The organism is Bradyrhizobium genosp. A (genome assembly GCF_049949275.1).
Taxonomy (GTDB): domain Bacteria; phylum Pseudomonadota; class Alphaproteobacteria; order Rhizobiales; family Xanthobacteraceae; genus Bradyrhizobium.
The window spans coordinates 2,560,275-2,583,084 of record NZ_CP188196.1; the positions used below are offsets into that span (position 1 = coordinate 2,560,275).

Here is a 22,810-nt window from a genome sequence, read left to right on the forward strand (position 1 = left end):
GGGAGCATCATGGCAATGGCATGCCTTGAGCGAATGGATCGATGACATTGTTGCTGATCGATCCGGCTATTTGTATCGGCTCGTCGGGCTGGGAACGCGGGCTCAGGAACGAAAGAATCCCGGAGATGAATACGAGGGCAACGCAGAACGCAAAAATGCTGAAGATGGAACTGGAGATCACCGCCCGATCCTCGCATGAAAGCCTGTGGTCGTTGAGCCTTTGCATGGTGTGCCTCTATGTAAGCTAGGAAAGCTGTCACATCATTGGAGGGGCTCGTCCGCTCCCGGCGCAGCCGAGAACGGACGCCAATCGCAGACGGCGACGCTGGCGACGAACTCGTCGAGAGCGAGGTCGAGCGATGCACCGGCCTTGCCGACGAGCCGCCGCATCGCCCAATTGCGTCGCGAAAAGACCATCTGCAGCCTGGCGCGGCGGGACCGTTGTGCCCACTGAAGCGCCGCCAGCAACAGCGCGGTGCCGATACCCTGCCGACGCCAGGCTCCGGCCACCGCGAAAGCGGCCTCGATCTCCAGTGGATCGCGCGCCTCATAGAGCTCGACGGTGCCGCAAAGTTCGTTGCCGACGAAAGCGCCGGCAATCCACGCGGCCTCGGTCACGGCGTACTGCGCATGCTGGACGATGACGTGATCGCCGAGAACACCGGAGAACCGGCTGATGCGAGAGGCCTCGTCAAGACCGAGCAGAAGGTCGCGCAAGGCGATCTGATCCGCCGCGCCGAGTTCCCTCAATTGGTAGGGATATAGCGGAAAATCCGCCCGCAACAGAGGTGCGGTCTCTCCGGAAACCTGGCCAAGGACGTTGGGGTTGAGCGATGCCACATCAAGCTCCATCGATACGACCGACGCGCGCCCCCTTTGCGCTCGGTCCTCACCCTCAACAGTGTGGATGGTTCGATCCATGAAGTCGCGAAAGGCTTCCGAAAAAAGTCCGAATCTCGCAGCGCGCGACGCCCACGCAGCGTGCAGATCGCTCAACTGTCAGGCCAGCAGCGTAGCTCGTAGCGAGCAGCTTGCACAATTTCCGTGCGCTCCGCAGATAACGGGACAAACTGGATCGAAGGGGCGCGGGTGCGGTGGTCGCTTGATGTTTTCGGCCACAGCGACTTGTGCATGATCGCCTCAGATTGGGGCGGTCGGTTGGTGCGAAAAATAATTGTCGCTGCTCAGGAATTATCTGGCGCGCGCACCGATAAATATGTCTGGGGTGAAGTGTGCTCGGTCTAAGCCATTGTCGCTGCGTTCTTTTGTCGTCAGATCTGTGACCTCCTTCATATCGGAATGAAATTCGCATGTGATACTGGGACGAGCAAGTTCATGAGGGCCAGCGTGGGATTCGAAAAGTCGCACCTGTCGGCGCATAACGGCACCGTTCCGCTCAGGTTCTCAACTGAGGATTTGCCGGAACGAGAACGGGCCGCAGTCTGGCGTGAGGTGATCGGACGAGACGTCGTTCGCCTCGATCTCGAGCCGCTCTCCGGAAGTCCGTTACGCAGCAACGTGTCGGTTCATGTCTTGCCAGGGCTTGCCATGATGCATGGCGACATTTCCGACCATCGGATCGCGCGAACCCGTGAACTGATCGCCGATGGCAACACCGACTTCCGTCTGGAGATCCGGCTGACCGGCCGCGAGCAAATGACGCAGCGCGGCCGTGAGGTGGTGTTGGGTGAAGGCGAGGCGGCACTGGTCTCCTGCGCGGAGGAGGTCGTTGCCTTGCAATCGCCCGGTCATTTCCTGGGTCTGCACATTGCGCGTGCAGATATATCGGCCTTGGTGCCGAATGTCGACGACGCGGTGATGCGGCGCATTCCTCGCGACGTTCCAGCGCTGCGCATGCTCGTCAATTATGTCGATCTCATCCGCGCGCGTGGCGATCTATCGGAACCTGAGTTGCTGCGATCCATGTCCTCGCATATTTGCGAGCTCGTGGCGTTGACGCTTGCCGCGCCGGGTGGCGAGCCTGTATCGATGCGCGCTGGCCGGTGGAGTATGTCACGTCCATCAACGCGACGTTGGCTGTCTCCGACGGTCGCGCCCCCCAGCAAGAAACGCGGCGCCCTCCCGCAGCAATCTGGCGCGATGCTCTTTGTCGACGATGACAACGAGGGCGGTCGGGCGGCGGTAACGCGCGACTCCCCGGTCGATCCACCGACTGCGGTGCGTCCTGGCATCGGGCGGCGAGACGATCTCCAGGCAATCGCAGACCATCTGCCAGGCCTAACGTCGCTATCCGGCTCGCATTGCACATTCGGCCCGTTCCGCCTCGATGAGGAAACTCAGACCCTGCTTCGGGACAACGAACTGGTCGCGCTTGGGCCGCGCGCCGTGACCCTGCTGGGCATCTTGGTAAAACATCGGGGCATCCCAATGTCCAAAGATGTCCTTGTCGAGAGAGCCTGGTCCGGCCGCGCGGTTGAAGAGAGCAACCTGACGGTTCAGATCGCAGCGCTGCGCCGTGCCCTGGCACAAGGCGGAGATGCGCGCTGGATCGAAACGCTGCCGCGTCGTGGCTATCGCTTTATCGGTCCCGCCGCCAGTTGGAGCGGGTCGGGTTGCGGCATTCCGACGATGGTGGCGCGGGATGGGAGGTTACCGGAATAGTACGTCTGGGTCTCGCAGGCCAAGGCGTCCGAAACGTTCCGCTCGTGATGCGCGAATCTTCGATCTGGAAGAGGGAGGAGCCTCCTTGCTTGTTCGCATGACCGACGAGCTCTCTTCGTTCGACGCTTGACACTGCCGGACGAAAAGAACAGAAGTCGAACATGATCGCCCAACACCCGAGGGCGGGCGGTGTCTCCGCCGCCTGCGCAAATCTGACCAGAGTGGGAGTCCGCTGCGCCGTGCCGAGGGCGAAGCACGGATGACGCTGCCTGTCCTGCCGGTCTACTATTACCACGACCATTTCACGGAGATGCTGAGCTTCGTTTGCGAGACCTACGGTCCGGTGCTGACCGAAGGGCATCACGCGTTTGTCGCTCGCTTTTCGTCGCTGTCCAAAGACGCCCAGTGCCTGTTCATCCGGATGGTCAACCGGAACGGCACGGTCTTCAATCCCGCCACGTTCAAGTACGCCGAGATCGCCGACCTTTTCGGCGCGCTGGGAGAGCTTGCTGCCGCCGGTTACGTCCGAGGCCTGATCGAGCAGGACTACGCAGCGTTCTCGGCATGCCTTGCAAAGCCGGTGCTGTTCGACGGCGCAAAGGCCGCCGGCATGAGCGATGTCCGGGCCTCATGGCCGAAGGGCAAGCTGACGGAGTATTGTCTCGCCAATTTGCCGTTCGGCACTGCGTTCCAGCACTGCGGCGGCGAGGCCTTCATCGCGCTCGGTGATACCGAGCCGCTGGAGTTTTTGCTCTATCTCTATTTCGGCAAGACCGAGAACACCCTCAAGAAATTCGCGTTGCGCGACCTCGGCATCTTGCGCACGAACGACCAGGCCGATTACAGCGCCCGGTTTGCCGACGCGGATGAGGCGCGAGCCTGCTTTCACTATGCCCGCCTGCTGCGCCAGCTCGAGACCAAATCTGACGAGGTGTATCGCAACTCCGTCGACGACGTTCTCGGCGGTCCTGTCTGCCCGACGGACTATGCGATCGATCTGCGGAGCCGCGCGACGCACAAGGCGGGTCTGCACTTTGAGAAGAAGGGAGAGGCCCGGCTGGCGATCCAGCTCTACCGCGCCGGCTCCTCGGCCGAATGTCACGAGCGCCTCGCCCGTCTGCTTTACGCGGAAGGCGACAAGGACGCCGCCGAGGAACTGCTGCGTCGGATGATCGACGATCCCGCCAGTGACGACGAATTCGTCTTCGCGAGCGATTTCTATGCCCGGAAGTTCGATGGACGCCGGACGGGACTATGCACCGAGCTGCTGCGGACGGGGCGAACGCTCCGGGTCGACGATACGTGGCGCGGCAACCCGGAAGCAGGAATTGCGGGTGTCTTGCGCCGGCAGGGCCTTGAGGTTTTCTACGCCGAAAACACGCTCTGGCACTGCCTGTTCGGATTGCTGTTCTGGGACGAGCTGTTCGAATCCGGACAGCTGCACAGCGGTTTCGATTGGATGCCGCACTGCCTAAAGGACAGAACCTTCGCCCAGCTCTTTGCCAGTCAAATCGAGGCCAAGCTTGCAGCCGTCGCTTCGCAAGCGGCACTCCCTCAAGTTCTGCGGATCGTCGCCGCAAAGTGGGGGAAGCCGAACGGCGTGTTCGCCTGGGACCATGTCGATATCGATGCACTCCGCGCGCTGCTGGCAGGCGCGAGTGCGACTGGCCTCGCCACCATCCTTCGCCTGATGTGCGGGGACTATCGGGCGATGCGCGATGGCTTCCCCGATCTCATGCTCGTGACCAACGGCAGCGTCTCGTTCATGGAAGTGAAGGCCGAGGGCGACGTCATCAGGCGCAACCAGCTGACGCGGCTTCGTCAGCTCGGCAACGCCGGGATTCCCGCAGAAATCGGTCGCGCCGATTTCCGTTTCGATCCGGACCAGGACTATGTCGTCGTCGACATCGAGACGACCGGCGGCTGGACCGGCGGGGATCGCATCACCGAGATCGGCGCCGTCAAGATCCGCAATCATGAGGTTGTCGCGGAGTGGCATTCGCTGCTCAACCCCCAGCGGTCGATCCCGGCCAAGATCGTCGCCTTGACGGGCATCACCAACGAGATGGTGCGAAACGCGCCGTTATTCGCAGAGGTCGCGGACGGCTTCATGCAGTTCATGGGCGACGGCGTTTTCGTCGCCCACAACGTCAATTTCGATTATGGATTCATCGCCGCGGAATACGAGCGCCTCGAGCGCCGTTTCCGTTTTCCAAAACTCTGCACCTGCGCGGGCATGCGCCGGCACTACCCCGGTCACAAGTCTTACGGGCTCGGCAAGCTCACCCGCGCCTACAATATCGAGCTGAAAGACCACCACCGCGCCCTATGCGACGCCCGCGCCGCCGCGCATCTTCTCAACCTCATCAATGCAAAGCGCGATGAGGGCGGGAGCGGCGCCGAAGAGATTGCGGCCTGATCCCGGTCGCTGAGAGATTGACCGCAGGGGTTCGGATTAAATTTTGAAGGTCAGTTGCGGCTCCGCATCGTCTCCGAGCTGGAGGGACGACAGCGAGACACCCAGCAGCCTGATCCGTTTGGGCAGCGGCATCTCGACTTCGAGCAGGCCGCAGGCGAGGCGCTCCAGCTCGTCCCGGCCTGCGACCGGCGCGAGCAGGGACCTGCTGCGTGTGATGATCTCGAAGTCGGCAAACTTGATCTTCAAGGTGACGGTGCGGCCCCGGTTGCCGGTCGTCTCGCAATGGCGCCAGACCTTGTCGACAAGGGGCCGAAGCTCGGTGACCAGCGCGTCGAAATCGGCGAGATCGGTCGAGAATGTGGTTTCCGCACCGATGGACTTGCGGATCCGGTTGGCCCGCACCGGCCTGTCGTCGACGCCGCGCGAGATCCAGTAGTAATAGGCGCCCGACTTGCCGAAGTTCGCGTTCATGAACTCGAGCGTCTGGTTGCGGATGTCGAGACCGGTAAACAAGCCGAGTGCGTTCATCTTCGCACCCGTTGCCGGGCCGATCCCGTGGAACTTGCCGACGGGCAGCGTCTCCACGAAGGCGGGTCCCATCTCGGGGGAGATCACGAACTGGCCGTTGGGCTTGCGGTGATCGGAGGCGAGCTTGGCCAGGAACTTGTTGTAGGAAATCCCCGCCGACGCGTTGAGGCCGGTCTCGGCCTTGATCTTCTCGCGGATCCGCAGCGCGATGTCGCGCGCGAGCGGGATGCCTTGCAGGTTTTCCGTCACGTCGAGATAGGCCTCATCGAGGGACAAGGGCTCGATGATCTCCGTGTGCTCGGCAAAAATCTCGCGGATCTGCCGGCTGATCGCCTTGTAGACCTCGAAGCGCGGCTTCACGAAGATCAGGTCGGGACATTGGCGCTTCGCGGTCACCGACGGCATTGCGGACCGAACACCGAATTTGCGCGCTTCATAGCTCGCCGCAGCGACCACGCCGCGCTCGGCCGAACCACCGACGGCGACGGGCTTGCCGCGCAGCTCCGGATTATCGCGCTGTTCCACCGACGCGTAGAAGGCATCCATGTCGATATGGATGATCTTGCGAACGCGTGTTGCGTCGCTGTCCACGGTGCCGGATTCTCTCATGCGCGGATGATACAATTGCGCCGAGAAAATCGCGAGGTGGCGGATGCTTCGGCTGTCGTTCTTCGTCGTCGCCGTGGTTGGAATCGGTTGCTGGGACCGTCGCTTATTCGGTTGTCTCCATGTGGTTTCGGTCCACGACCCGCAGCGTCCGTCGCATCATGCCATCGACAATGGCCGCCGACTCGCTCGGACGCAGATGGATCGTCGTGGACTTGAGCAGCCATGGCAACACCGCTTGCTCGAGCCGCTCCTCATAGGCGGGGCGCATCATGTCGAATGCCTGCAGGCCGGGCCCTGCCAGGACGACATGGTGTGGGCGCAGCACGGATATCGTTGCCGCGACCGCCTCGGCAAGCGCGCGACCTGCCTGCTGGAAGACGTGCGCGAGACGGGGATCCCCGCTCCGTGCTCGCTCGTGCAGAAGGGCCATCTGCGCCTCGGACGGCTGCTGCGACGCCGCTGGCGGCAAGTCGAGAAAGGTGCGGGCGTCGCGGTAGAGCGCATAGTCGGCGAGATGGGCCTCGATGCAGCCGCGCTGGCCGCAGCGGCATTGCGGCCCGTTCGATCCCAGCTTGGTATGGCCGATCTCGCTGCCGGCGCCGGCGCCCAAACGCGCCTCACCGTCGACCACGATGCCCATGCCGACGCCGTGGCCGATCAGGATCAGGGCCATCAGGCCCTGCGCCAGTGACGGCTCCGCGGCGGCGAGAGCGAGCGCAACCGCGACAGCATCATTCGCCATCACGACTTCGGTGCCGAATGCCTGACGTACCGGCTTCGCCAGATCGATGTCGGTGACGGACAGCACCGGGCTCCACAGATGCCGGCCAGTGTCCGCGTCCACGATACCCTGGAGCGCAATCCCAATTCCCAGCAGCCGATGGCGGGGTGTGGCCGTCGCCTCCAGCATCGCATTGATTTGCGTGATGACGAGGTCGCACAACGCGCCCGCGTCGAGAGACCGGGTCGCGATTTCGAGGCGTGATTGTGCCAGGCTGAAGCCGCTGAAATCCGCAATCAGTGTCTCAATCAGATTCATGCGCAGCGAGACCGAGATGATGCGGCCGAACTCCGGGTTCAGGGTCAGCAGCACGGCTGGCCGGCCACGGCGGCGGCCATTCAGCCCATCCGGATCCTCTTCATCCGGGTCGTCGGCCCATGAGGGAGCCGCCGTCTCGGTCTCGCACAGCAACTCTTCCGCGATCAGCCGGGACGTGAGGCCGGAAACGGCGGGGAAGCTCAGTCCCGTGCTCCGGGCCAGCTCGACACGCGGCAATGGCCCGTGGCGTCGCAGGACTTCCACCAGGCGGCCCCGGTTCGAGCCACGGGCCATGCTTGAAATTCGTCTCGGTGCCTCGGTCTGGTCAGTCATGCTGTCCTATTTAATTCAGAGCATGAATTTAATAAGCGCGTATTGCGGCATGTGATTGGAAAAGCACAGCGCGGAGTGCGTCGTGGCGAGCCATATTTACTAGTACCACGCCTCATGTACTATTTCCGCTTGAAGAAACGGCCAGGACATCTTGATTTTGACGTTCTGCTCTGCAACATTTCTTCGCTGCGTGAATAAAATAGGGCGCAAAAAAGCGCTGTGAAGCCCCGCATCCGGGGTGACCAAAGGGAGGTACACATGAACGGATCGTTGAAGACATTGCTAGTGCCGTTGCTCGCGACCGCCGCTGCGTTCGCGATCGCCACGGGTGCGGCGCAGGCCCAGCAAAAAAAGACCATCGCGCTGGTGACCAACGCCGCGGCTGATTTCTGGGTTATCGCTGGCCGCGGCCTCGAGAAGGCTCAGAAGGAGCACCCGGAATACGATATCCAGTTGATCGTCACCAACGATGCGACCGCGGCGGGTCAGCGGCGCGAGCTGGACGACCTGCTGGTGCGCGGCGTCGCCGGCATCTCCATCTCGGTCGACGATGCGCCGCACGCAACCGAAGAGCTCAACAAGGTCGCGTCCCAGACCGTGTTGATCACGACGGATAGCGACGCGCCTCAGAGCAAGCGTCTCGCCTATATCGGCACCGACAATGTCGCAGCCGGGCGGCAAGCAGGCGAGGAGTTCAAGAAGGCGTTGCCGAATGGCGGCAAGATCGCGCTGTTTGTCGGCACGATGGACGCGGACAACGCCCGCGAGCGGGTGCAGGGTATCAAGGAAGCAATCGCCGGCACCAAGATCGAGCTGGTCGACGTGTTCACCGACCAGGTGGACTCCGCCAAGGCCAAGGCGAACATGGAGAACGTGCTCGTCAAATATCCCGACATCGCGCTGCTGTCGGGCCTCTGGAGCTACGAGACACCGTTGATCTATGACGCGGTCAAGGCGGCGGGCAAGGCTGGCAAGGTGAAGATCGTCGGCTTCGACGAGGATCAGCGCACGCTGCGGGGAATTTCCGACGGCACGATCGAATCGACGGTCGTGCAGCAGCCTTTCGAATTCGGCTATCTCTCCGCCACCAATATCATCAAGACGCTGAACGGTGACAAGTCCTGGATTCCGGCTGACAGCAAGCTAATCGTGCCGACCCAGGTGATCAGCAAGACCAACGTCGCGGAGTTCACCGCTCATATGAAGGATCTGCTGAAGAAGTGACCCTCAGTACCTTTCGACGCCCGGCGGGCATGGCCCGCCGGGCGTCGGTTGGGAGGAAGTGAATGGCGGAAATCCTGTTCGAGCTCGCCGGGATCAGCAAGTCCTATCCCGGCGTCATGGCTCTCAACGATGTCAGCCTGCGCGTGCACCACGGCGAGGTGTTGGGCCTGATCGGCGAGAACGGCGCCGGCAAGTCGACGTTGATGCGCGTGTTGGGCGGCGTGATCGCGCCAAGCGCGGGCGTGATCCGCATCGGCGGCACTGACCATGCCGAATTGACCGTGAACGAGGCGACGCAGGCCGGCATCGCCTTCGTGCATCAGGAACTGAACCTGTTCGAGAATCTCGACGTCGCCGCGAACGTCTTCATCGGACGCGAGAAGCTCGTCGGCGGCCCGCTGAAGCTGGTGGACAGTGCGGAGATGCACGCCCGCGTGACGCCGCTGCTGGAGCGGCTGGGCGCCGATTTCACCCCTGACACGCTGGTCGACAATTTGTCGATCGCCGAACGTCAGATGGTGGAGATCGCCAAGGCGCTCTCGATCGACGCCCGCGTGATCATCATGGACGAGCCGACCTCGAGCCTGACGATTTCGGAGACCGAGCGGCTGCTGGAGGTGATTGCCGATCTGAAGGCACACGGCATCGCAGTGATCTATATCTCCCACCGGCTCGGCGAGATCATGACTTGCGCCGACCGCGTCGTGGTGCTGCGCGACGGGCGCACGGTGGGAGAGCTCGCGCGAGACAAGCTCAGCCATGCCACAATGATCCGGCTGATGATCGGCCGCGACCTGAAAGCGCTGCATACACCGCCGAAACGGCCGCCGCAGCCGGGCGGCTGCGACATCGTCGGCCTCGTGACGACAGCCTTCCCCGACCGGCAGATCGATCTTTCCGTGCGGCATGGCGAGATCCTCGGACTGGCGGGGCTGGTGGGCGCTGGTCGCACCTCGCTTGCCCGCGCGGCCTTCGGCGTCGACCCGCTGCTGGGTGGCGAGATCAGGATCGACAACGCGCCGGTCGAAATCGCATCGCCCCGGGACGCGATCAGGCAAGGCATCTATCTGGTGCCGGAGGACCGCAAGAAATCCGGGCTCGTGCTGGAGCTGCCGATCCGCGAGAACGTGACGCTGGCGAACCTGCTGAACTATGCCCGGATGTGGCTGGTCAGCGGCGCATCCGAGCGCAATGTCGCCAAGGAGCAGGTCAGGCGGCTCTCCATCAAGGTGCCGAGCATCGACATGGAGGCCGTGACGCTCTCCGGCGGCAACCAGCAGAAAGTCGTGCTGGGCAAGTGGCTTTCCATGCAGCCGCGCGTGATGTTCTTCGACGAGCCGACCCGTGGCATCGATGTCGGTGCCAAGAGCGAGATCTACGCGCTGATGCGCGAACTCGCCGACCAGGGCGTCGCGATCGTGATGATCTCCTCGGACATGGAGGAGGTCATCGGCGTCTCCGACCGGGTCGCGGTGATGCATGAAGGCAGCGTCAGCGGCGTGCTGGAACGCCCGCAATTCAGTGAATACAACGTGCTGCGGCTTGCAATGGGCCAGGCGCTGGAAACCGTGGAAGCCGCTGCGCCATGAACAAGAAAGAACTCGGCCTTGGCCTGCTGCTCGTGGTGATTTCCGTCATCACGGGCATGATCAATCCGGCCTTCCTGTCGGTGGTGAACCTGCTGAACATGGCCAATCTGATCGGCCTGTTCGGCGTGTTTGCGCTTGGCGAAGGGCTCGTGATCATCACCGGCGGCATCGACCTTTCGCTCGGCTCGATGTTCGCGCTGCTCGGCGTCGTATTCGTCGATCTTCTGACGACCTACCAGGTTCCCTGGCCCTTGGCGCTGCTGGCTGTGCTGCTGGGCGGCCTGGCGCTGGGGGCCATTCAGGGGGTCCTGATCACCCGGCTCAAAATGCAGCCCTTCATCGTGACGCTGTGCGGGTTGCTGATCTATCGCGGCGCCGCCCGCTACTATACGACCGACTCGACACGCGGCTTCGGCTATGGCGACGAGGCCGGGACCCTGAGCAACATTGCCTCCGGCCATGTGGCGGGCATCCCGAACACCTTCATCCTCCTGATCATCCTCGCGCTCGTCCTCGGCGTGCTGCTGCACCGCTCGGTCTATGGGCGCTGGCTTTATGCCGTCGGCAAGAACGAGGAGGCGGCGCGCTTCTCCGGCATCAACACGAATCTGGTGATCGCAACTGCCTATATCATCAGTGGTGGGCTCGCCGGAGTTGCGACGGTCTTGTTCGTGTTCTACACGAACTCGGTGTCTCCGAGCTCCTTCGGCAATTTCTACGAGCTCTACGCGATCGCGGCTGCCGTGCTGGGCGGCTGCAGCCTGCGCGGCGGCGAGGGTTCTATCCTCGGTATCGTGCTGGGGACTGCGCTGCTGCAGGTGCTGCAGAACCTCGTGAATATCCTTGGCATCCCCAATTCCCTGAACTTCGCGGTGATGGGAACGGTGATTCTGATCGGCGTGTTGGCTGATCAACAATTGCAGGCCCGACGCCGGCGCAAGCAGGCGCTGGCCGGCCTCGCCCGCACGGCGCCGAGATCGACGCTCGTGCAAGGACAACAGGACGCATCATCGCGCGGCGTGGACGCGGTGCCGGTGAGAACGGGCGACCAGGCTTGACGAATGCGAAAATTGCCTATCAGTCGTATTGATCCGGCCCCATCGCCCACGATGCCTGATCGTGGCCGTAGGCGTAGTTGCGGTTGTTGACCACAGGGTTGCGATTGACCATCGGCCGCATGAACATCGGATGCGTCGCGCTGCGCACCTCGTGCTCGACCGTGAACAGATGCTTGCCGCTGTCGAGCTCGACGATGTCGCAGAAACGGTACTGATACTGGTTGTCCTCGCGAGAGATCAGGTCGCGCGCCAGCAGCTTGCGGTAAGGGCCGGAGAAATCGGTGATGTACATCTGCACATGGTGGCCGTCATAGCCGGGCTGTGGCCGATCGGTCTCGCGGAACAGCAGATGCTGGTCGCGGCCGGTCTTTACCGCCGCGACCTTGCCGTCGCCATTGCGCAAGCTGGCGGGCATGCCCATGATCTCCGGATAGAAGGCGCAGATTGCCTGCGCCGAGCCGGCCGGCACGTCGAACTCGACATAGGGAATGCCGAGCGTGATGCGCCCGAAGCGCGCCGCGTCCGGCTCATGGACGCGGATGCGGTTGCCCCAGGGGCAGGTCGCTTCGACATAATCGTTATGTTCGGCGTACGCGAAGGCGGTGCCTTCGAGCTTCCCGGCGACCGAGGCCAGGCGCGCCAGCAGGGCCTCGCGGCCCTCGATGACCAGCCCGGTATGGCCGCGCAGCACCTGCGCCTTGCCATCAGGCAAATGAAACTGGCTCCTTCCAACATTGATCCACATGTTGGTGTCGGACACCATCAGATAGGGATCGCGGGTCAGCCCGAGGCCGGTGACGTAGAACAGCGTGGCGAGCCGCTGGTCCGGAACCTGGATGTTGACGTGCTCGAAGTGAATGGCATTGCCGAGATCTTCTGCGGATCGATCGAATTGTTGCGGCATGGATGTGCGCTTCTCGCTGGTGGGACTGCTAGCTCCATACTAGAGCAGAATTTCCGCCAGCCGAAACGGTTGGCTGATCACATCTTGAGAGCAGCATCTTGAGGACAAGGCATCGCGTGCGCTGCACCTTGCCGTGGCACCCGTTCCCTGTAATCTCACCGGAAATGGTGAGGGAAAGAAGAGGTCGATGGGGGGAGTTCTGGAAGGCGTGCGCGTCCTCGATTTCGGGCGCTATATCGCGGGGCCGTATTGCGCGACATTGCTGGCCGAGTTCGGCGCCGAGGTCATTCGCGTCGAAAAGCGCGACGGCAGCGAGGATCGCTTCGTGGCACCGGTCGGCGAAGGCGGCGAGGGCGCGCTGTTCCTCCAGGTCAACCGCAACAAGAAGTGCATCACGCTCGATCCGATGACGCCGGAGGGGCAGGAGGTGATACGCCGGCTGGTTAAGACGGCAGACGTGGTCGTCGCCAATCTGCCGCCGCAGACCTTGCGCGCGATGAAGCTCGATTATGACTCGCTGAAGGCGATCAAGCCGGACATCATCCTCACGACGGCTACTGCGTTCGGCGGACCGGGCCCGTGGTCCGACCGCGTCGGATTTGATGGCGTAGGCCAGGTCATGTCGGGCTCGGTCTACATGACCGGCGCCGGCAATCCGCCTTACCGCGCGGCGGTGAACTGGGTCGATTTCGGCACCGCGCTGCATTGCGCGTTCGGGACGCTGGCCGCACTGATCGAGCGCGGCAAATCCGGGCGCGGGCAGATCGTCGAGGGCGCATTGCTTGCAACCGCGCTGTCCTTCACCAATGCGACGCTGATCGAGCAGGCCGTCATCAACGTCAATCGCGTCCCGACCGGCAATCTCGGCCAGACCGCCGCACCCGCGGATATCTACCGCACCAAGGACGGCTGGGTGCTGTGCCAGGTCACCGGCCATCCGCTGTTCAAGCGCTGGGCCAGGCTGATGGGCGAGGAGGAGCAGTGGCTGAACGACCCGCGCTTTGCCGACGACATCAGCCGCGGCAACAATGGCCCCGTCATTAGCGAGCGGATGGCGCGCTGGTGCGCCGAGCGCACCACGCAGGAGGCGGTCGACACCCTCGGCAAGGCGATGATTCCGACCGGGCCTGTTTTGAGCCCGCAGCAGGCGCTGGATCATCCGCACATCCGCGCCGCCGGCTTTTTGCAGGACGTCGACTATCCCGGCCTGCCGAAACAGGCACCGGTTGCCCGCGCCGCCGTCCGGCTGTCGGAAACACCGGGCGAGATCGCGACGCGTCCGCCGACGCTCGGCGAACATACTGATTCTGTGCTGGCGGAACTCGGCTACGACGAGGCTGCGATTGCAGCGCTTCGGCAGAGCGGCATCATTTAGCCGCGACGTCGAGACCAGAGTGGTAATCGACCGGCGCGTCTGCTAGACGACTGGCGGCTTGTCCTCGCGCTTTTTGCGTTTGCCGGCGACCTTTGCGTCGTATGAGGATTTTGGGGGAGGCGTGCGTTCGCGCGTCTCGTCCCATATGCATGACCATCCGCGACCGAATCGGGATGAGCTCGGCTGCGCGTGCCATTGACGACTGCCTACGACGAGAAACGGATTCACGTGCATCATTCCAGGAAAGTGCGGCCGGCAGCCAAGAACTCGCCAGTCAAGAGTTCGCCAAAGAAGCGCTCGCCGGCGAAGAGCTCGACAAGCAGGCGTTCGCCGAGCAAGAATTCTTCAAAGCCGAGCAAGGGTTCGCAGCGCGCCACGATCGCGTCGTCGTCGCCGCTTGGCATGATGGCGCTGCATCTGCTGGCGCAGTGGAAAGACTCTGGCCGCAGCGGCCTCGTGTTCCTCGCCGAGAGCGAGAACAGGGCGGAGCGGCTCGGCAGCGTCATTCATGCGCTCGATCCGTCCTGCGAAGTGCTGGTGTTTCCGCGGCTGAACACCCTGCCGTTCGACCAATTGGAGCCATCGCGCGAGATCGCCGGCCGTCGCGCCTCGGTGCTGCGGCGGCTTGCGAAAACCAAGAAGCCGATCTTTCTCGTCGCGACGGCGGAAGCCGTGATGGAGCGCTTGCCGCCGCCGGCGAGCCTGTTGCGCCTCAATACGGGCTTGAAGGTCGGCGGCACGTTTTCCGAGAGTGAGCTTCGCGTTCGTCTCGAAGCGCTGGGCTATGATCTCGACGACGAGCCGGATTATCCGGGCGGTGCGCTGTTTCACGGCCAGACTTTTGAGATATTTCCGGCCGGCGCGCTGGGTCCGTTCCGGGTGGAGCATTCCGGGCGCACCATCCGTCGGATCGTAGCGTTCGATCCGAAAGAGCACGACATCATCTTCGAGACCAAGGAGCTTCTCGTCGATCCCATGTCGGAGCGGCTCGCCATCGCTGGTGCGCGGGCCAAGCGCGCGACGCTGTTCGACTATTGCGGCAAGGCCAAATGGATCGCGGATGCCGGCGTGTCGGTGCATGCCGATGCCTGGCTGAGCACGATCGAGGAGGCCGCGGGCCGCGCGGACAGGGAGCGCGAATATCTGGGACGCCCTGACTGGAAGCAGGCGACCCGCGGCATGAAGGTGCTGCCGCGCACCGCGCCGTTCCAGCCGACGCCGGAATTCTCCAAGCTGTCATCCACCAGGAAGGCGCTCCGCGCCTTCGTCGAGGATGTCAGGCGCGCCGGTTCGCGCCTGATCTTCGTCGCGGCGCAGGAGGAAGATCTGCGCGCGATAGAGCGCATGAGCGGCGTGCGGACCGAACGCGTCGCGGATTGGGACGAGGCCGAGAGCGCGCGCCATCGCGACGTGGCGCTGCTGGCCGATCTCGATGGCGGCTTCGTCATTCCCGGCAAGAAGCCCACCGTCGTCCTGACGGCGAGTGACGTGCTCGGCAGCCGTGCGCATCATCCGCAGCCGATGGCGCGAAGCTGGATCGCGGCCTTCGATCATGCCGACGTGCCGGAGCAGGGCACGGTGGTCGTGCATCTTCAGCGTGGCCTTGCCGTGCTCGATGGCCTGCAGACCGTGAACACGGGTGGCGGCGCATTGCGCGAGATGGTCAGGCTTTCGTTTGGGGGCGATAACGCGGTTCTGGTGCCACCGCCCGATCTGGCGCAGATGTGGCCTTACTCGACGGAGCGCGGCAAGCTCGCGCTCGACAAAGCGGATGGCAGCACATGGTGGGCCCGCCGCACCGAGGCCGAACGGGAGATCCAGCTCGCCGGCAAGGCGCTCGCCAAGCACATCAGTCAGCGCAAGCGGCGGCGCGCCGCCAAGCTGGTCCCGCCGGGATCGGCCTACGAGAAATTCGTCGCGCGCTTTCCCTATTTCACGACGATCGACCAGGCCAAGGCTATCCACGACGTGCTGGATGATCTCGCGTCCGGCCATCCCATGGACCGGGTCATTTGCGGCGACGTCGGCTTCGGCAAGACCGAGGTGGCGCTGCGGGCGGCGGCCGCCGTGGTGCTGTCCGGAAAGCAGGTCGCAATCGCGGTGCCGACGACCGTATTGGCCCGGCAGCATGTCGCGACCTTCCGCAAGCGGTTTGCGCCTGTTGACATCGAGGTAGGCAGCCTGTCGCGCGCCACGTCCGGTGCCGAGACGCGGGAGACCAAGGAGGGCTTGCGCAGCGGCCGGGTGAAGGTCGTGGTCGGAACGCAGGCGCTCACCTCGAAGGACGTGAAATTTAGTGATCTCGGTCTCGTCATCATCGACGAGGAGCAGCATTTTGGCGCCGCCGAGAAGGCAAAGCTCTCGGGGCTGGCCAAAAATGTCCATACCCTCTGGATGAGCGCCACGCCGATCCCGCGCACGCTCGCCGCCGGTCTTGCCGGCTTCAGGGATCTGAGCGTCATTGCGTCGCCCCCGGTTCACCGGCTTCCGGTCGCGACCAAGATCGCGCCGCTCTCCGATGCCGCCATCGCTTCGGCCCTGCTGCGCGAGCAGCGGCGGCACGGGCAAAGCTTTCTGATCTGCCCTCGGATCCAGGATCTGGAGCCGATGCTGGCGCGCGTGCAGGCTGTAGCGCCCGATCTTAGGATCGTCTGCCTGCACGGCAAATTGCCGGCCGACGAGATCGACGACCGGATGATGACCTTCGTCGAGGGCAACGCCGACGTCCTGCTCGCCACCAACATCGTGGAGAGCGGCCTCGATATCCCGCGCGCCAACACCATCGTGGTGTGCTGGCCCGAAAATTTCGGTCTCGCCCAGCTGCACCAGCTGCGCGGACGCGTCGGTCGCGGCGGCATCCGCGCCTTCGCATTTCTGCTGACCGAGTCGGCTTCGGGGCAGTCCGAGAAGCGGCTGGCCGTGCTGGAGGAGTTCAGCCGGCCAGGCGCAGGCTTTGCGATCAGCGAGCGCGATCTGGATCTGAGAGGGGCGGGCGATCTGTTCTCGGAGCAGCAATCCGGCCACGTCCAGGTGTTCGGCCCCGTGCTCTACAGCCACCTTTTGAAGATGGCGTCGGAAAAGGTCGATGACAGCAGGTCCCTGGTGTGGGTGCCCGACCTCAACCTGCCGGTCGCGGACATGCTCCCCGAAAGCTACGTGCAATCCGCTCCCGTACGGCTGGAGCTCTATGCCCGCGCCGCGCGCTGCGCCAGCGAGGACGAGCTCGACGATCTCGAGGAGGAAACCTCGCGCCGCTTCGGACCCTTGCCGCAGGCCGCCCGCGACTTCTTTGCGGCTGCGCGACTGAGGATGGATTGCAAGCGCAGAGGCATCGTCCGCCTCGACGTCGGGCAAAGCGCGGTGGCCGCGACGTTCCTGCCGGGACGGCTGCGGAAGTCCAAGGGGAAGACGTTGCAACGCGACGGCGATCGCGTCGTCTACCATAGCCAGCTGCGCGATAGTCCGTTCGACATGGTCGAGGAAATGTTCGAGCTTCTCGACGAAGCGTGACGGCAGAGCCGCGACTTCAGAGCGAGCTGCTGGCCGGTGATGGCCGCAGCATCCGGCGAGAGCAGGAACGCCACGCACGCGTCGAAGGCATCGGGAAAATCCGGGTTCCAGAGAGCGGGATGGAGAACTATGACGCGGCCCTTCGGGGCGGCATGATCGCGCGTATGCGCATCTACTCGGCACTGCGCTTCCAGGCGCCGGTGCCGAGCTTGCCTGTAATCACCGCCAGCGCATCGTGGATCTCGTAGGCGCCGCCGTCGCTGTAGCCGGACAGGCCCCTTGTTGCGTGCAGGGTCCAGTGGCCATTTGCGGCCATGATCGTGCCTTCGTGCGGACGCGCCGAACGTTGCGGCTCGGCGTGGAATCTGTAGGTGCCGTCGCCCATGATCTGCCAGATCCAGCGCGACGGCCCGCGGCCGCTCGGCACCATAATCTCCCAGGTGCCGACCAGCGCGGGATCGATCGTTGGCGACGTCGTCGTGCGCGGTGGAGCAGGGGAGACGACAGCCGGAAGCGGGCTGGGCGGCGCCGCTTGCTCGCTACCTGCCGCTGGCCGGCCGGCAAGGTAGATCGCCTTGCGCGACAGCGAACCGTAGACGAACGGCTGCTGCTCGTTGCGGGTCGCCTCCATCACGTCGTCGCGGACATTGCGGAACATGAAGGTCACCTCGACGCCGGGCGTCTCGATGTTGCGCAGGAGTGCCGCTGCAAACGGGCTGTTGCGCGCGTCGCCGTCAAGCGCCGTGGTGCCGTCGCGCGCGGCATAGGCGACCAGAACGTTACCGACGGGCTCGATGCGGCCGAGGCCGTTCATGGTGGCCGCCCGCGTGGCGATCGAGCGCTTCATCTTGGCGGCAAACGGATTGTTGCGACAGGCGTCCAGGATGACAAGACCAAGGCTGGTGGTGTTGGACACCTGCAACATCACGCTTTGCAGGTTGATGGCTTCATTCGCCGCGTCGGTGTCCCGCTTCAGCTCTGCGTCGATCGGAATCAGCCAGTTCTCGCCATTGATCTCCATGCCATGGCCGGCGAAATACACCGCCGCCATGTCGGCGCCGGCAGCGTTGCGCCCGAATGCGATCAGGCCGCGGCGCATGTCGTCGAAGCCGGCGTTCGTCGCCACGGAGACGGTGAAACCAAGCCGCTTCAGCGCCGCGGCGATGTCATTCGCGTCGTTCGGCGGATTGAGCAGCGCGGGGACGTTCCTGTAGGCACCGTTGCCGATGACGAGCGCGACCCGCCTGCCTTCGGCTGCTGCGGCCGTCGACGCCACGCCCGCAAACGCGGTTGCCGTCGTCAACCCCGAAACAAATTCGCGCCGGTTCATCCGGATCTCGCTGGCTCAAAGGAGTTTTGATCCTAGCGCAACCGATCCGCGGGAGCCACCGGGCCGCCCCTAGTTCGCCGACAGCGCCGTCTTGGCGACTTCGGCCATCCAGCTCGATGCCACGGGGAGGATCGCGTCGTTGAAATCGTAGCGCGGGCCGTGCAGCTCGGCGCCGTCGCGCAAAGGCCCGTTGCCGATCCAGACGAACGCGCCGGGACGCTTCTGGAGGTAGAAGGCGAAATCCTCGCCGGCCATGCTCGGTGCAAGATCGCGCCGCACCGGCGCCCGCACCTTGTCCGCGGCCATGCGCGCGAAGCCGGCTTCCTCCGGCGTGTTGATCGTCACGCCGACGCCCATGACGATGTCGGGCGTGACCTTGACGTCAAAGCTCGTGGCGATGCCGGCGCAGATGTCTGCGATGCGCACGAGAAGAATGTCCTTCACGTCATTGCGGTGATGCCGCAGCGTGCCGCGGATCACGACCTTGCCTGCGATTTGGTTGGGCGCGGTGCCGCCCTCGATCGTGCACAACGAGAGCACGGCGGTGTCGAGCGGATCGACGCTGCGCGCCACGATCGATTGCAGCGCCACGATCAGATGGCCGGCCGCCACAACGGGGTCGCGGGTCAGATGCGGCATGCCGGCATGTCCCGCATGGCCCTCGATGGTGATGGTGACGCGTCCGCCGGAGGCCATCACCACGCCGTCATGGACCGCGATGGTGCCGGCCTCGAGGCCGGGCCAGTTGTGAAAGCCGAATACCCGTTCCATCGGGAAGCGCTCGAACAGGCCGGCTCCGACCATCGCGCGCGAGCCGCCATAACCCTCTTCCGCCGGCTGGAAGATGAAGTCGACGGTGCCGCTCCAGTCGGTGTCCACGGCGAGCAGCGCTGCCGCGCCCAGCAGCGAGGCGGTGTGTCCGTCATGCCCGCAGGCGTGCATCACGCCGGGCGTCCTCGAGGCATAGGCAAGCCCGGTATCCTCGGTGATCGGCAGCGCGTCCATGTCGGCGCGCAAGCCGACGCGTGCTTGCGCCGACCCGCGCGTCAGCGTCGCGACGATTCCGTGGCCGCCGATGCCTGGCTCGAAGGGAATGCCGAGCTCGGTGAGCCGCTCCTGCACGAAGGCGGCGGTTGCCTTCTCCTGCAAGGACAGCTCGGGGTGGGCATGCAGATGCTGGCGCCACGCGGTCAGTTTCTGGTGCAGCTCGGGGGTCAAGGTGCGGCTCTCTCGGATGATGACGGCTGACGGCAGCATAGCGGATTATCTGGCCGCCGCATCAAGTGCCTCGGAATGCCTCGCGTGCATCAACGAGTTCGGTGATTGCGGGGTAGACCGACCGCGCCGCACGCACCACTTCACCTCTCCCGCTTGCGGGAGAGGCCGGGAGAGGGCTCGATCGTCATTGGGGGTCTCACTGCGGAGATACCCTCTCCCCAACTCTCTCCCGCAAGCGGGAGAGGGGGCGCACCTTCAGCCGCTAACCCACCCTACGAACCTATCTCACCGCATCGTCGCGAGCTGCAGCGCCAACGCACAGGCCCGGTCGTATTCGTCGAGATTGATCCATTCGTCGATCGTGTGCGCCTCGTTCTGGCCGGCGCCGAAGGTCACGGTGGGAACGCCGTGGCGGACCATCCAGTTGGCATCGAGGCCGCCATTGGCGGCGCGGACGTTCGGCGTGCCGCCGACCGCGGACACCGCCTCGATCGCACGTTTGATGACGGGCTGGCTGTCTTTCATGCGGAACGGATAATAGTCGGTCTCGGCCTTGAACTTGACCTTGCCGGACTTGCCCTGCGCATTCGTCACTTTCTTGGCGGCCTTCTCGAACGCGGCCTTGTAGGCCTTGGTGATCTCCTTGAAGAATTTGCCGTCATGGCTGCGGCTCTCGCCGCGCACATGCACATAGTCGGTGACGACATTGGTGGCATCGCCGGCGGGGCGGCCTTCGCCGCCGGTGACGGGGCCGACATTGCTGGTGCCTTCCCTTCTGTCTTGCCGCTTGCCCTTCACGACCTTGCCGAACCAGCCGCCGGCCTTCACGTCGGCAAGCGCCAGCGACATGATCATGGTCGAGGAGATGCCGCGCTCGGGCGCGACGCCGGCATGCGAGGCGCGGCCAAAAATCTCGACGGTCCAGCGATCGGCGCCGACCGCGCCGATCACGACGTTGGAGGCCGAGCCGCCGTCATAGTTGAAGGCCATCACCGGCGAGCCAAGCTCGTCCAGCTTGACGTGGCGCGCGCCGTAGAGCCCGCTCTCCTCGCGCACGCAGAACAAAAGCGTGATCGGCGGATGGTCGAGCTGCTGCTTTTCGAGCTCGGCCGCCAGCGTCACCAGCACGCCGCAGCCGCAGCGATTGTCGCCGCCGAGCGCGGTCTTGGCGTCGTTGACGATCTTGCGGCCGGCTTTCTTCGGCTTGGCGCCGGCGCAGAGCGGCACGGTGTCCATGTGGGTCATGAACATGATGCGCGGCTGGTTGTGCAGCGCGCCGCGGCCGGGCAGGTCGACGATGAGGTTGCCGGTCTCGGTCGGCACCGGAATGCGGGTGTTGGCGTCGTCGAGCCGGATCGCCTTGGCCGGCACGCCGCTCTCCTTCAGCGCGGCGGTGAGCTCACGCCCGATCGCCGCCTCCTGTCCGGTGACGCCCTCGATGGCGAGGAAGCGCATGAGGCGGTCGGTGGCGGCTTTGGTGTCGACAGGCATGGAGTTGATTCCCTTGATGCTCGAACCGCCCATCCTACGAACGCGGCGAGGTGTAAGTCAAAAAGATCATCACCCCCACGAGCAGGGCTGCCGCCATGAACAGCAGCACCGCAGGCAGCCCCGCGAACGCTGCCACCGCGCCGGTGATCGATTGCATCAGCGCGGTGCCGAGGAAGAAGGCGAGGTTCACCGCCGCCAGCGCCTTGCCTGCGGTCTGCGCATCGACCAGCTGCCGGCACATGCCGAACAGCAGCGGCTGGGCCGAGGTCGCAAGCCCGATCAGCACGAACAGCACGAGATCGTATTGCGGGGGCATGACCGGCACGCCGAACAGCCATGCAACGGCATAATGCGGCGCGCCGAGTGCCATCAGCGCGACCAGCAGCGCCGCGATCGTGTGCGTGCCGGCCACAAGCTCCCGGCGACGGCCGATTCTCCGGTCGATCATGCCGATGCACAGCGGACCTGCGATCATCGCCAGCGTATACGCGCCGAGCTGATTGCCGGCCTCGACCCGCGATAGGCCCTTGACCTCCATCAGCCACGGCCCGCCCCACAATCCGCGCAGCACCAGCGAGGTCGCCAGCGACACCATGGCCAGCGCAATCAGCCCGCGCAGCTGATACGACAGGCCGAGCCTGAGCACCTCGATCATCTGCGACAGCGGTGAGGACTCGTCCTTGTGTTCGGCCGGCTGGTTCGGCACCTGCGCGAACACGGCGAGCGCCACCACGACGCCGCCGGCTGCTGCGATCCAGAATCCGGCGCGCCAGCCGTAATGATCGACCACGAAGGCGAGCGGGCTCGACGACAGCAGCATGCCGATATTGCCGATCGACAGGATCGCGCCCGACCACAGCCCGAACCGCGCCGCCGACAATTGCTTGGCCGCCAATGTCATCGGGCACATCAGCATGCCCGAGGTCGCGATCCCCAGCAGCAGCTGCCCGAAGGCGAAGCTCGAAGGCCCGGTCGCAAAGCCCGATGCGATCGCGCCGATGATGGTGCCCGCAAGCAGGCTGAGCGACACCGGCCGCACGCCAAAGCGGTCCATCGCAGCGCCGACCGGGATCTGCGACGCCGCAAAGGCGAAATGATAGACCGAGGTGAGGCTCGCCAGCGCCTGCGGCTGCACGTGGAAATCCGCCGCCATCAGATCGAGGCTGAGCGCCGGGATCGTGCGCAGCAAGGTCGACAACATGTGCCCGCAGGCAAGCGCGACCAGCGCAAAGATCAGCGCGCGGGTGCCATGTCCCGCTTCATCATTGGCAACCGCAGTCATCAGCGTCCCGTCCCGGCAAGGGTTTTGGCCGGGTTACATGATTGCGGGAGGCGTGCCAATGGCGGGAGGGGGCGGCTTGGCGCATGGCCCGCCAGACGTGGCGGCACAGCGCCTCGCGTCAGCCTTCGGCGCCCTGCCAATGCCGTCACTTGCTCGCGCTATCGAAGCGGTGGTTCCGTTTCGGAACGGCGCCGATTTGACACTCAGCTTGCGGGCGCTTCTCCAAATGCAGCTAAAGCGAAGCCTCACGTCTGCATCGTCCCGCATTAGGAATGTCGT

17 protein-coding genes are annotated in these 22,810 nt (G+C 64.3%); 7 read left to right on the top strand and 10 right to left on the bottom strand.

The genetic code is table 11. From position 1 onward, the window contains the following. Positions 1–7: 7 nt before the first annotated feature. The gene (locus tag ACP2YP_RS11920) at positions 8–226 is read right to left on the bottom strand and encodes a hypothetical protein (RefSeq protein ID WP_426424319.1); all 219 of its coding nucleotides are present in this window, start codon (positions 224–226) and stop codon (positions 8–10) included. Between the two features lie 35 nt (positions 227–261). Next, positions 262–840: a GNAT family N-acetyltransferase gene (locus tag ACP2YP_RS11925; RefSeq protein WP_426424320.1), complete on the bottom strand. Its 579-nt coding sequence runs from the start codon at positions 838–840 to the stop codon at positions 262–264. Positions 841–1,335: 495 nt separating this feature from the next. Between ACP2YP_RS11925 and ACP2YP_RS11930 the strand changes: the two genes are divergently transcribed. Both ACP2YP_RS11930 and ACP2YP_RS11935 read left to right on the top strand, forming a co-directional pair. After that, positions 1,336–2,622, top strand: a complete 1,287-nt coding sequence (locus ACP2YP_RS11930) for a winged helix-turn-helix domain-containing protein (RefSeq protein ID WP_426424322.1) — start codon at positions 1,336–1,338, stop codon at positions 2,620–2,622. Positions 2,623–2,881: 259 nt separating this feature from the next. Next, positions 2,882–5,041 (top strand): exonuclease domain-containing protein, encoded by a 2,160-nt coding sequence (locus ACP2YP_RS11935; RefSeq protein ID WP_426424323.1) that lies wholly within the window; start codon positions 2,882–2,884, stop codon positions 5,039–5,041. Between the two features lie 36 nt (positions 5,042–5,077). Here the strand turns inward: ACP2YP_RS11935 and dinB are convergent, their stop codons facing one another. Together dinB and ACP2YP_RS11945 are read right to left on the bottom strand one after the other, a co-directional pair. Then, complete coding sequence (gene dinB, locus ACP2YP_RS11940; RefSeq protein WP_426424324.1) at positions 5,078–6,178, bottom strand: DNA polymerase IV; 1,101 nt, start codon at positions 6,176–6,178, stop codon at positions 5,078–5,080. A gap of 103 nt (positions 6,179–6,281) precedes the next feature. Continuing rightward, positions 6,282–7,550, bottom strand: a complete 1,269-nt coding sequence (locus ACP2YP_RS11945) for an ROK family protein (protein WP_426424325.1) — start codon at positions 7,548–7,550, stop codon at positions 6,282–6,284. A gap of 258 nt (positions 7,551–7,808) precedes the next feature. Between ACP2YP_RS11945 and ACP2YP_RS11950 the strand changes: the two genes are divergently transcribed. The 3 genes from ACP2YP_RS11950 (at position 7,809) to ACP2YP_RS11960 (ending at position 11,421) form a co-directional block, all read left to right on the top strand. After that, positions 7,809–8,774 (top strand): sugar-binding protein, encoded by a 966-nt coding sequence (locus ACP2YP_RS11950; RefSeq protein WP_426424326.1) that lies wholly within the window; start codon positions 7,809–7,811, stop codon positions 8,772–8,774. A 62-nt stretch (positions 8,775–8,836) separates the two neighbouring features. Further along, positions 8,837–10,363 carry a sugar ABC transporter ATP-binding protein gene (locus ACP2YP_RS11955; RefSeq protein WP_426424328.1) on the top strand — a complete coding sequence of 509 codons (1,527 nt, stop codon included), beginning with the start codon at positions 8,837–8,839 and terminating at the stop codon, positions 10,361–10,363. Further along, positions 10,360–11,421: an ABC transporter permease gene (locus ACP2YP_RS11960; RefSeq protein WP_426424329.1), complete on the top strand. Its 1,062-nt coding sequence runs from the start codon at positions 10,360–10,362 to the stop codon at positions 11,419–11,421. Before ACP2YP_RS11955 ends, ACP2YP_RS11960 begins: the two co-directional genes overlap by 4 nt. Before the next feature lie 19 nt (positions 11,422–11,440). On the opposite strand, the gene ACP2YP_RS11965 is transcribed toward ACP2YP_RS11960, so the two are convergent. Next, a complete protein-coding gene (locus ACP2YP_RS11965; protein WP_426424331.1) occupies positions 11,441–12,325 on the bottom strand; it encodes a VOC family protein in 885 nt (294 codons plus the stop codon). A gap of 187 nt (positions 12,326–12,512) precedes the next feature. Between ACP2YP_RS11965 and ACP2YP_RS11970 the strand changes: the two genes are divergently transcribed. Next, entirely contained in the window at positions 12,513–13,700 is a 1,188-nt protein-coding gene (locus tag ACP2YP_RS11970) for a CaiB/BaiF CoA transferase family protein (protein WP_426424332.1), read from the top strand. A 233-nt stretch (positions 13,701–13,933) separates the two neighbouring features. Here ACP2YP_RS11970 and ACP2YP_RS11975 read toward each other — a convergent pair whose 3' ends face one another. After that, the gene (locus ACP2YP_RS11975; RefSeq protein WP_426424334.1) at positions 13,934–14,104 is read right to left on the bottom strand and encodes a hypothetical protein; all 171 of its coding nucleotides are present in this window, start codon (positions 14,102–14,104) and stop codon (positions 13,934–13,936) included. On the opposite strand from ACP2YP_RS11975, the gene ACP2YP_RS11980 reads away from it, so the two are divergent. Continuing rightward, entirely contained in the window at positions 14,103–17,210 is a 3,108-nt protein-coding gene (locus tag ACP2YP_RS11980) for a DEAD/DEAH box helicase (RefSeq protein ID WP_426424336.1), read from the top strand. The genes ACP2YP_RS11975 and ACP2YP_RS11980 overlap by 2 nt on opposite strands. A gap of 172 nt (positions 17,211–17,382) precedes the next feature. On the opposite strand, the gene ACP2YP_RS11985 is transcribed toward ACP2YP_RS11980, so the two are convergent. From ACP2YP_RS11985 to ACP2YP_RS12000, 4 genes are all read right to left on the bottom strand, one after another. Next, positions 17,383–18,540 carry a caspase family protein gene (locus tag ACP2YP_RS11985; RefSeq protein ID WP_426424338.1) on the bottom strand — a complete coding sequence of 386 codons (1,158 nt, stop codon included), beginning with the start codon at positions 18,538–18,540 and terminating at the stop codon, positions 17,383–17,385. A 69-nt stretch (positions 18,541–18,609) separates the two neighbouring features. Beyond that, entirely contained in the window at positions 18,610–19,758 is a 1,149-nt protein-coding gene (locus tag ACP2YP_RS11990) for an amidohydrolase (RefSeq protein WP_426426118.1), read from the bottom strand. 285 nt (positions 19,759–20,043) lie between these two features. Next, positions 20,044–21,249, bottom strand: a complete 1,206-nt coding sequence (locus ACP2YP_RS11995; protein ID WP_426424339.1) for a M20/M25/M40 family metallo-hydrolase — start codon at positions 21,247–21,249, stop codon at positions 20,044–20,046. Between the two features lie 34 nt (positions 21,250–21,283). Then, on the bottom strand, positions 21,284–22,531 hold the full coding sequence (locus tag ACP2YP_RS12000; RefSeq protein ID WP_426424340.1) for an MFS transporter: 1,248 nt from the start codon (positions 22,529–22,531) through the stop codon (positions 21,284–21,286). Positions 22,532–22,810 lie beyond the last annotated feature (279 nt).

Excerpts from the sequence above, each read along its gene's own strand:
- ACP2YP_RS11950 (WP_426424326.1), top strand. The coding sequence starts at position 7,809 with ATGAACGGATCGTTGAAGACATTGCTAGTGCCGTTGCTCGCGACCGCC.
- ACP2YP_RS11960 (WP_426424329.1), top strand. The coding sequence starts at position 10,360 with ATGAACAAGAAAGAACTCGGCCTTGGCCTGCTGCTCGTGGTGATTTCC.
- dinB (WP_426424324.1), bottom strand. The coding sequence starts at position 6,178 with ATGAGAGAATCCGGCACCGTGGACAGCGACGCAACACGCGTTCGCAAG.
- ACP2YP_RS11965 (WP_426424331.1), bottom strand. The coding sequence starts at position 12,325 with ATGCCGCAACAATTCGATCGATCCGCAGAAGATCTCGGCAATGCCATT.
- ACP2YP_RS11920 (WP_426424319.1), bottom strand. The coding sequence starts at position 226 with ATGCAAAGGCTCAACGACCACAGGCTTTCATGCGAGGATCGGGCGGTG.
- ACP2YP_RS11995 (WP_426424339.1), bottom strand. The coding sequence starts at position 21,249 with ATGCCTGTCGACACCAAAGCCGCCACCGACCGCCTCATGCGCTTCCTC.
- ACP2YP_RS11945 (WP_426424325.1), bottom strand. The coding sequence starts at position 7,550 with ATGACTGACCAGACCGAGGCACCGAGACGAATTTCAAGCATGGCCCGT.
- ACP2YP_RS11930 (WP_426424322.1), top strand. The coding sequence starts at position 1,336 with ATGAGGGCCAGCGTGGGATTCGAAAAGTCGCACCTGTCGGCGCATAAC.
- ACP2YP_RS11970 (WP_426424332.1), top strand. The coding sequence starts at position 12,513 with ATGGGGGGAGTTCTGGAAGGCGTGCGCGTCCTCGATTTCGGGCGCTAT.
- ACP2YP_RS11955 (WP_426424328.1), top strand. The coding sequence starts at position 8,837 with ATGGCGGAAATCCTGTTCGAGCTCGCCGGGATCAGCAAGTCCTATCCC.
- ACP2YP_RS12000 (WP_426424340.1), bottom strand. The coding sequence starts at position 22,531 with ATGACTGCGGTTGCCAATGATGAAGCGGGACATGGCACCCGCGCGCTG.
- ACP2YP_RS11985 (WP_426424338.1), bottom strand. The coding sequence starts at position 18,540 with ATGAACCGGCGCGAATTTGTTTCGGGGTTGACGACGGCAACCGCGTTT.
- ACP2YP_RS11975 (WP_426424334.1), bottom strand. The coding sequence starts at position 14,104 with ATGCCAAGCGGCGACGACGACGCGATCGTGGCGCGCTGCGAACCCTTG.
- ACP2YP_RS11935 (WP_426424323.1), top strand. The coding sequence starts at position 2,882 with ATGACGCTGCCTGTCCTGCCGGTCTACTATTACCACGACCATTTCACG.
- ACP2YP_RS11980 (WP_426424336.1), top strand. The coding sequence starts at position 14,103 with ATGATGGCGCTGCATCTGCTGGCGCAGTGGAAAGACTCTGGCCGCAGC.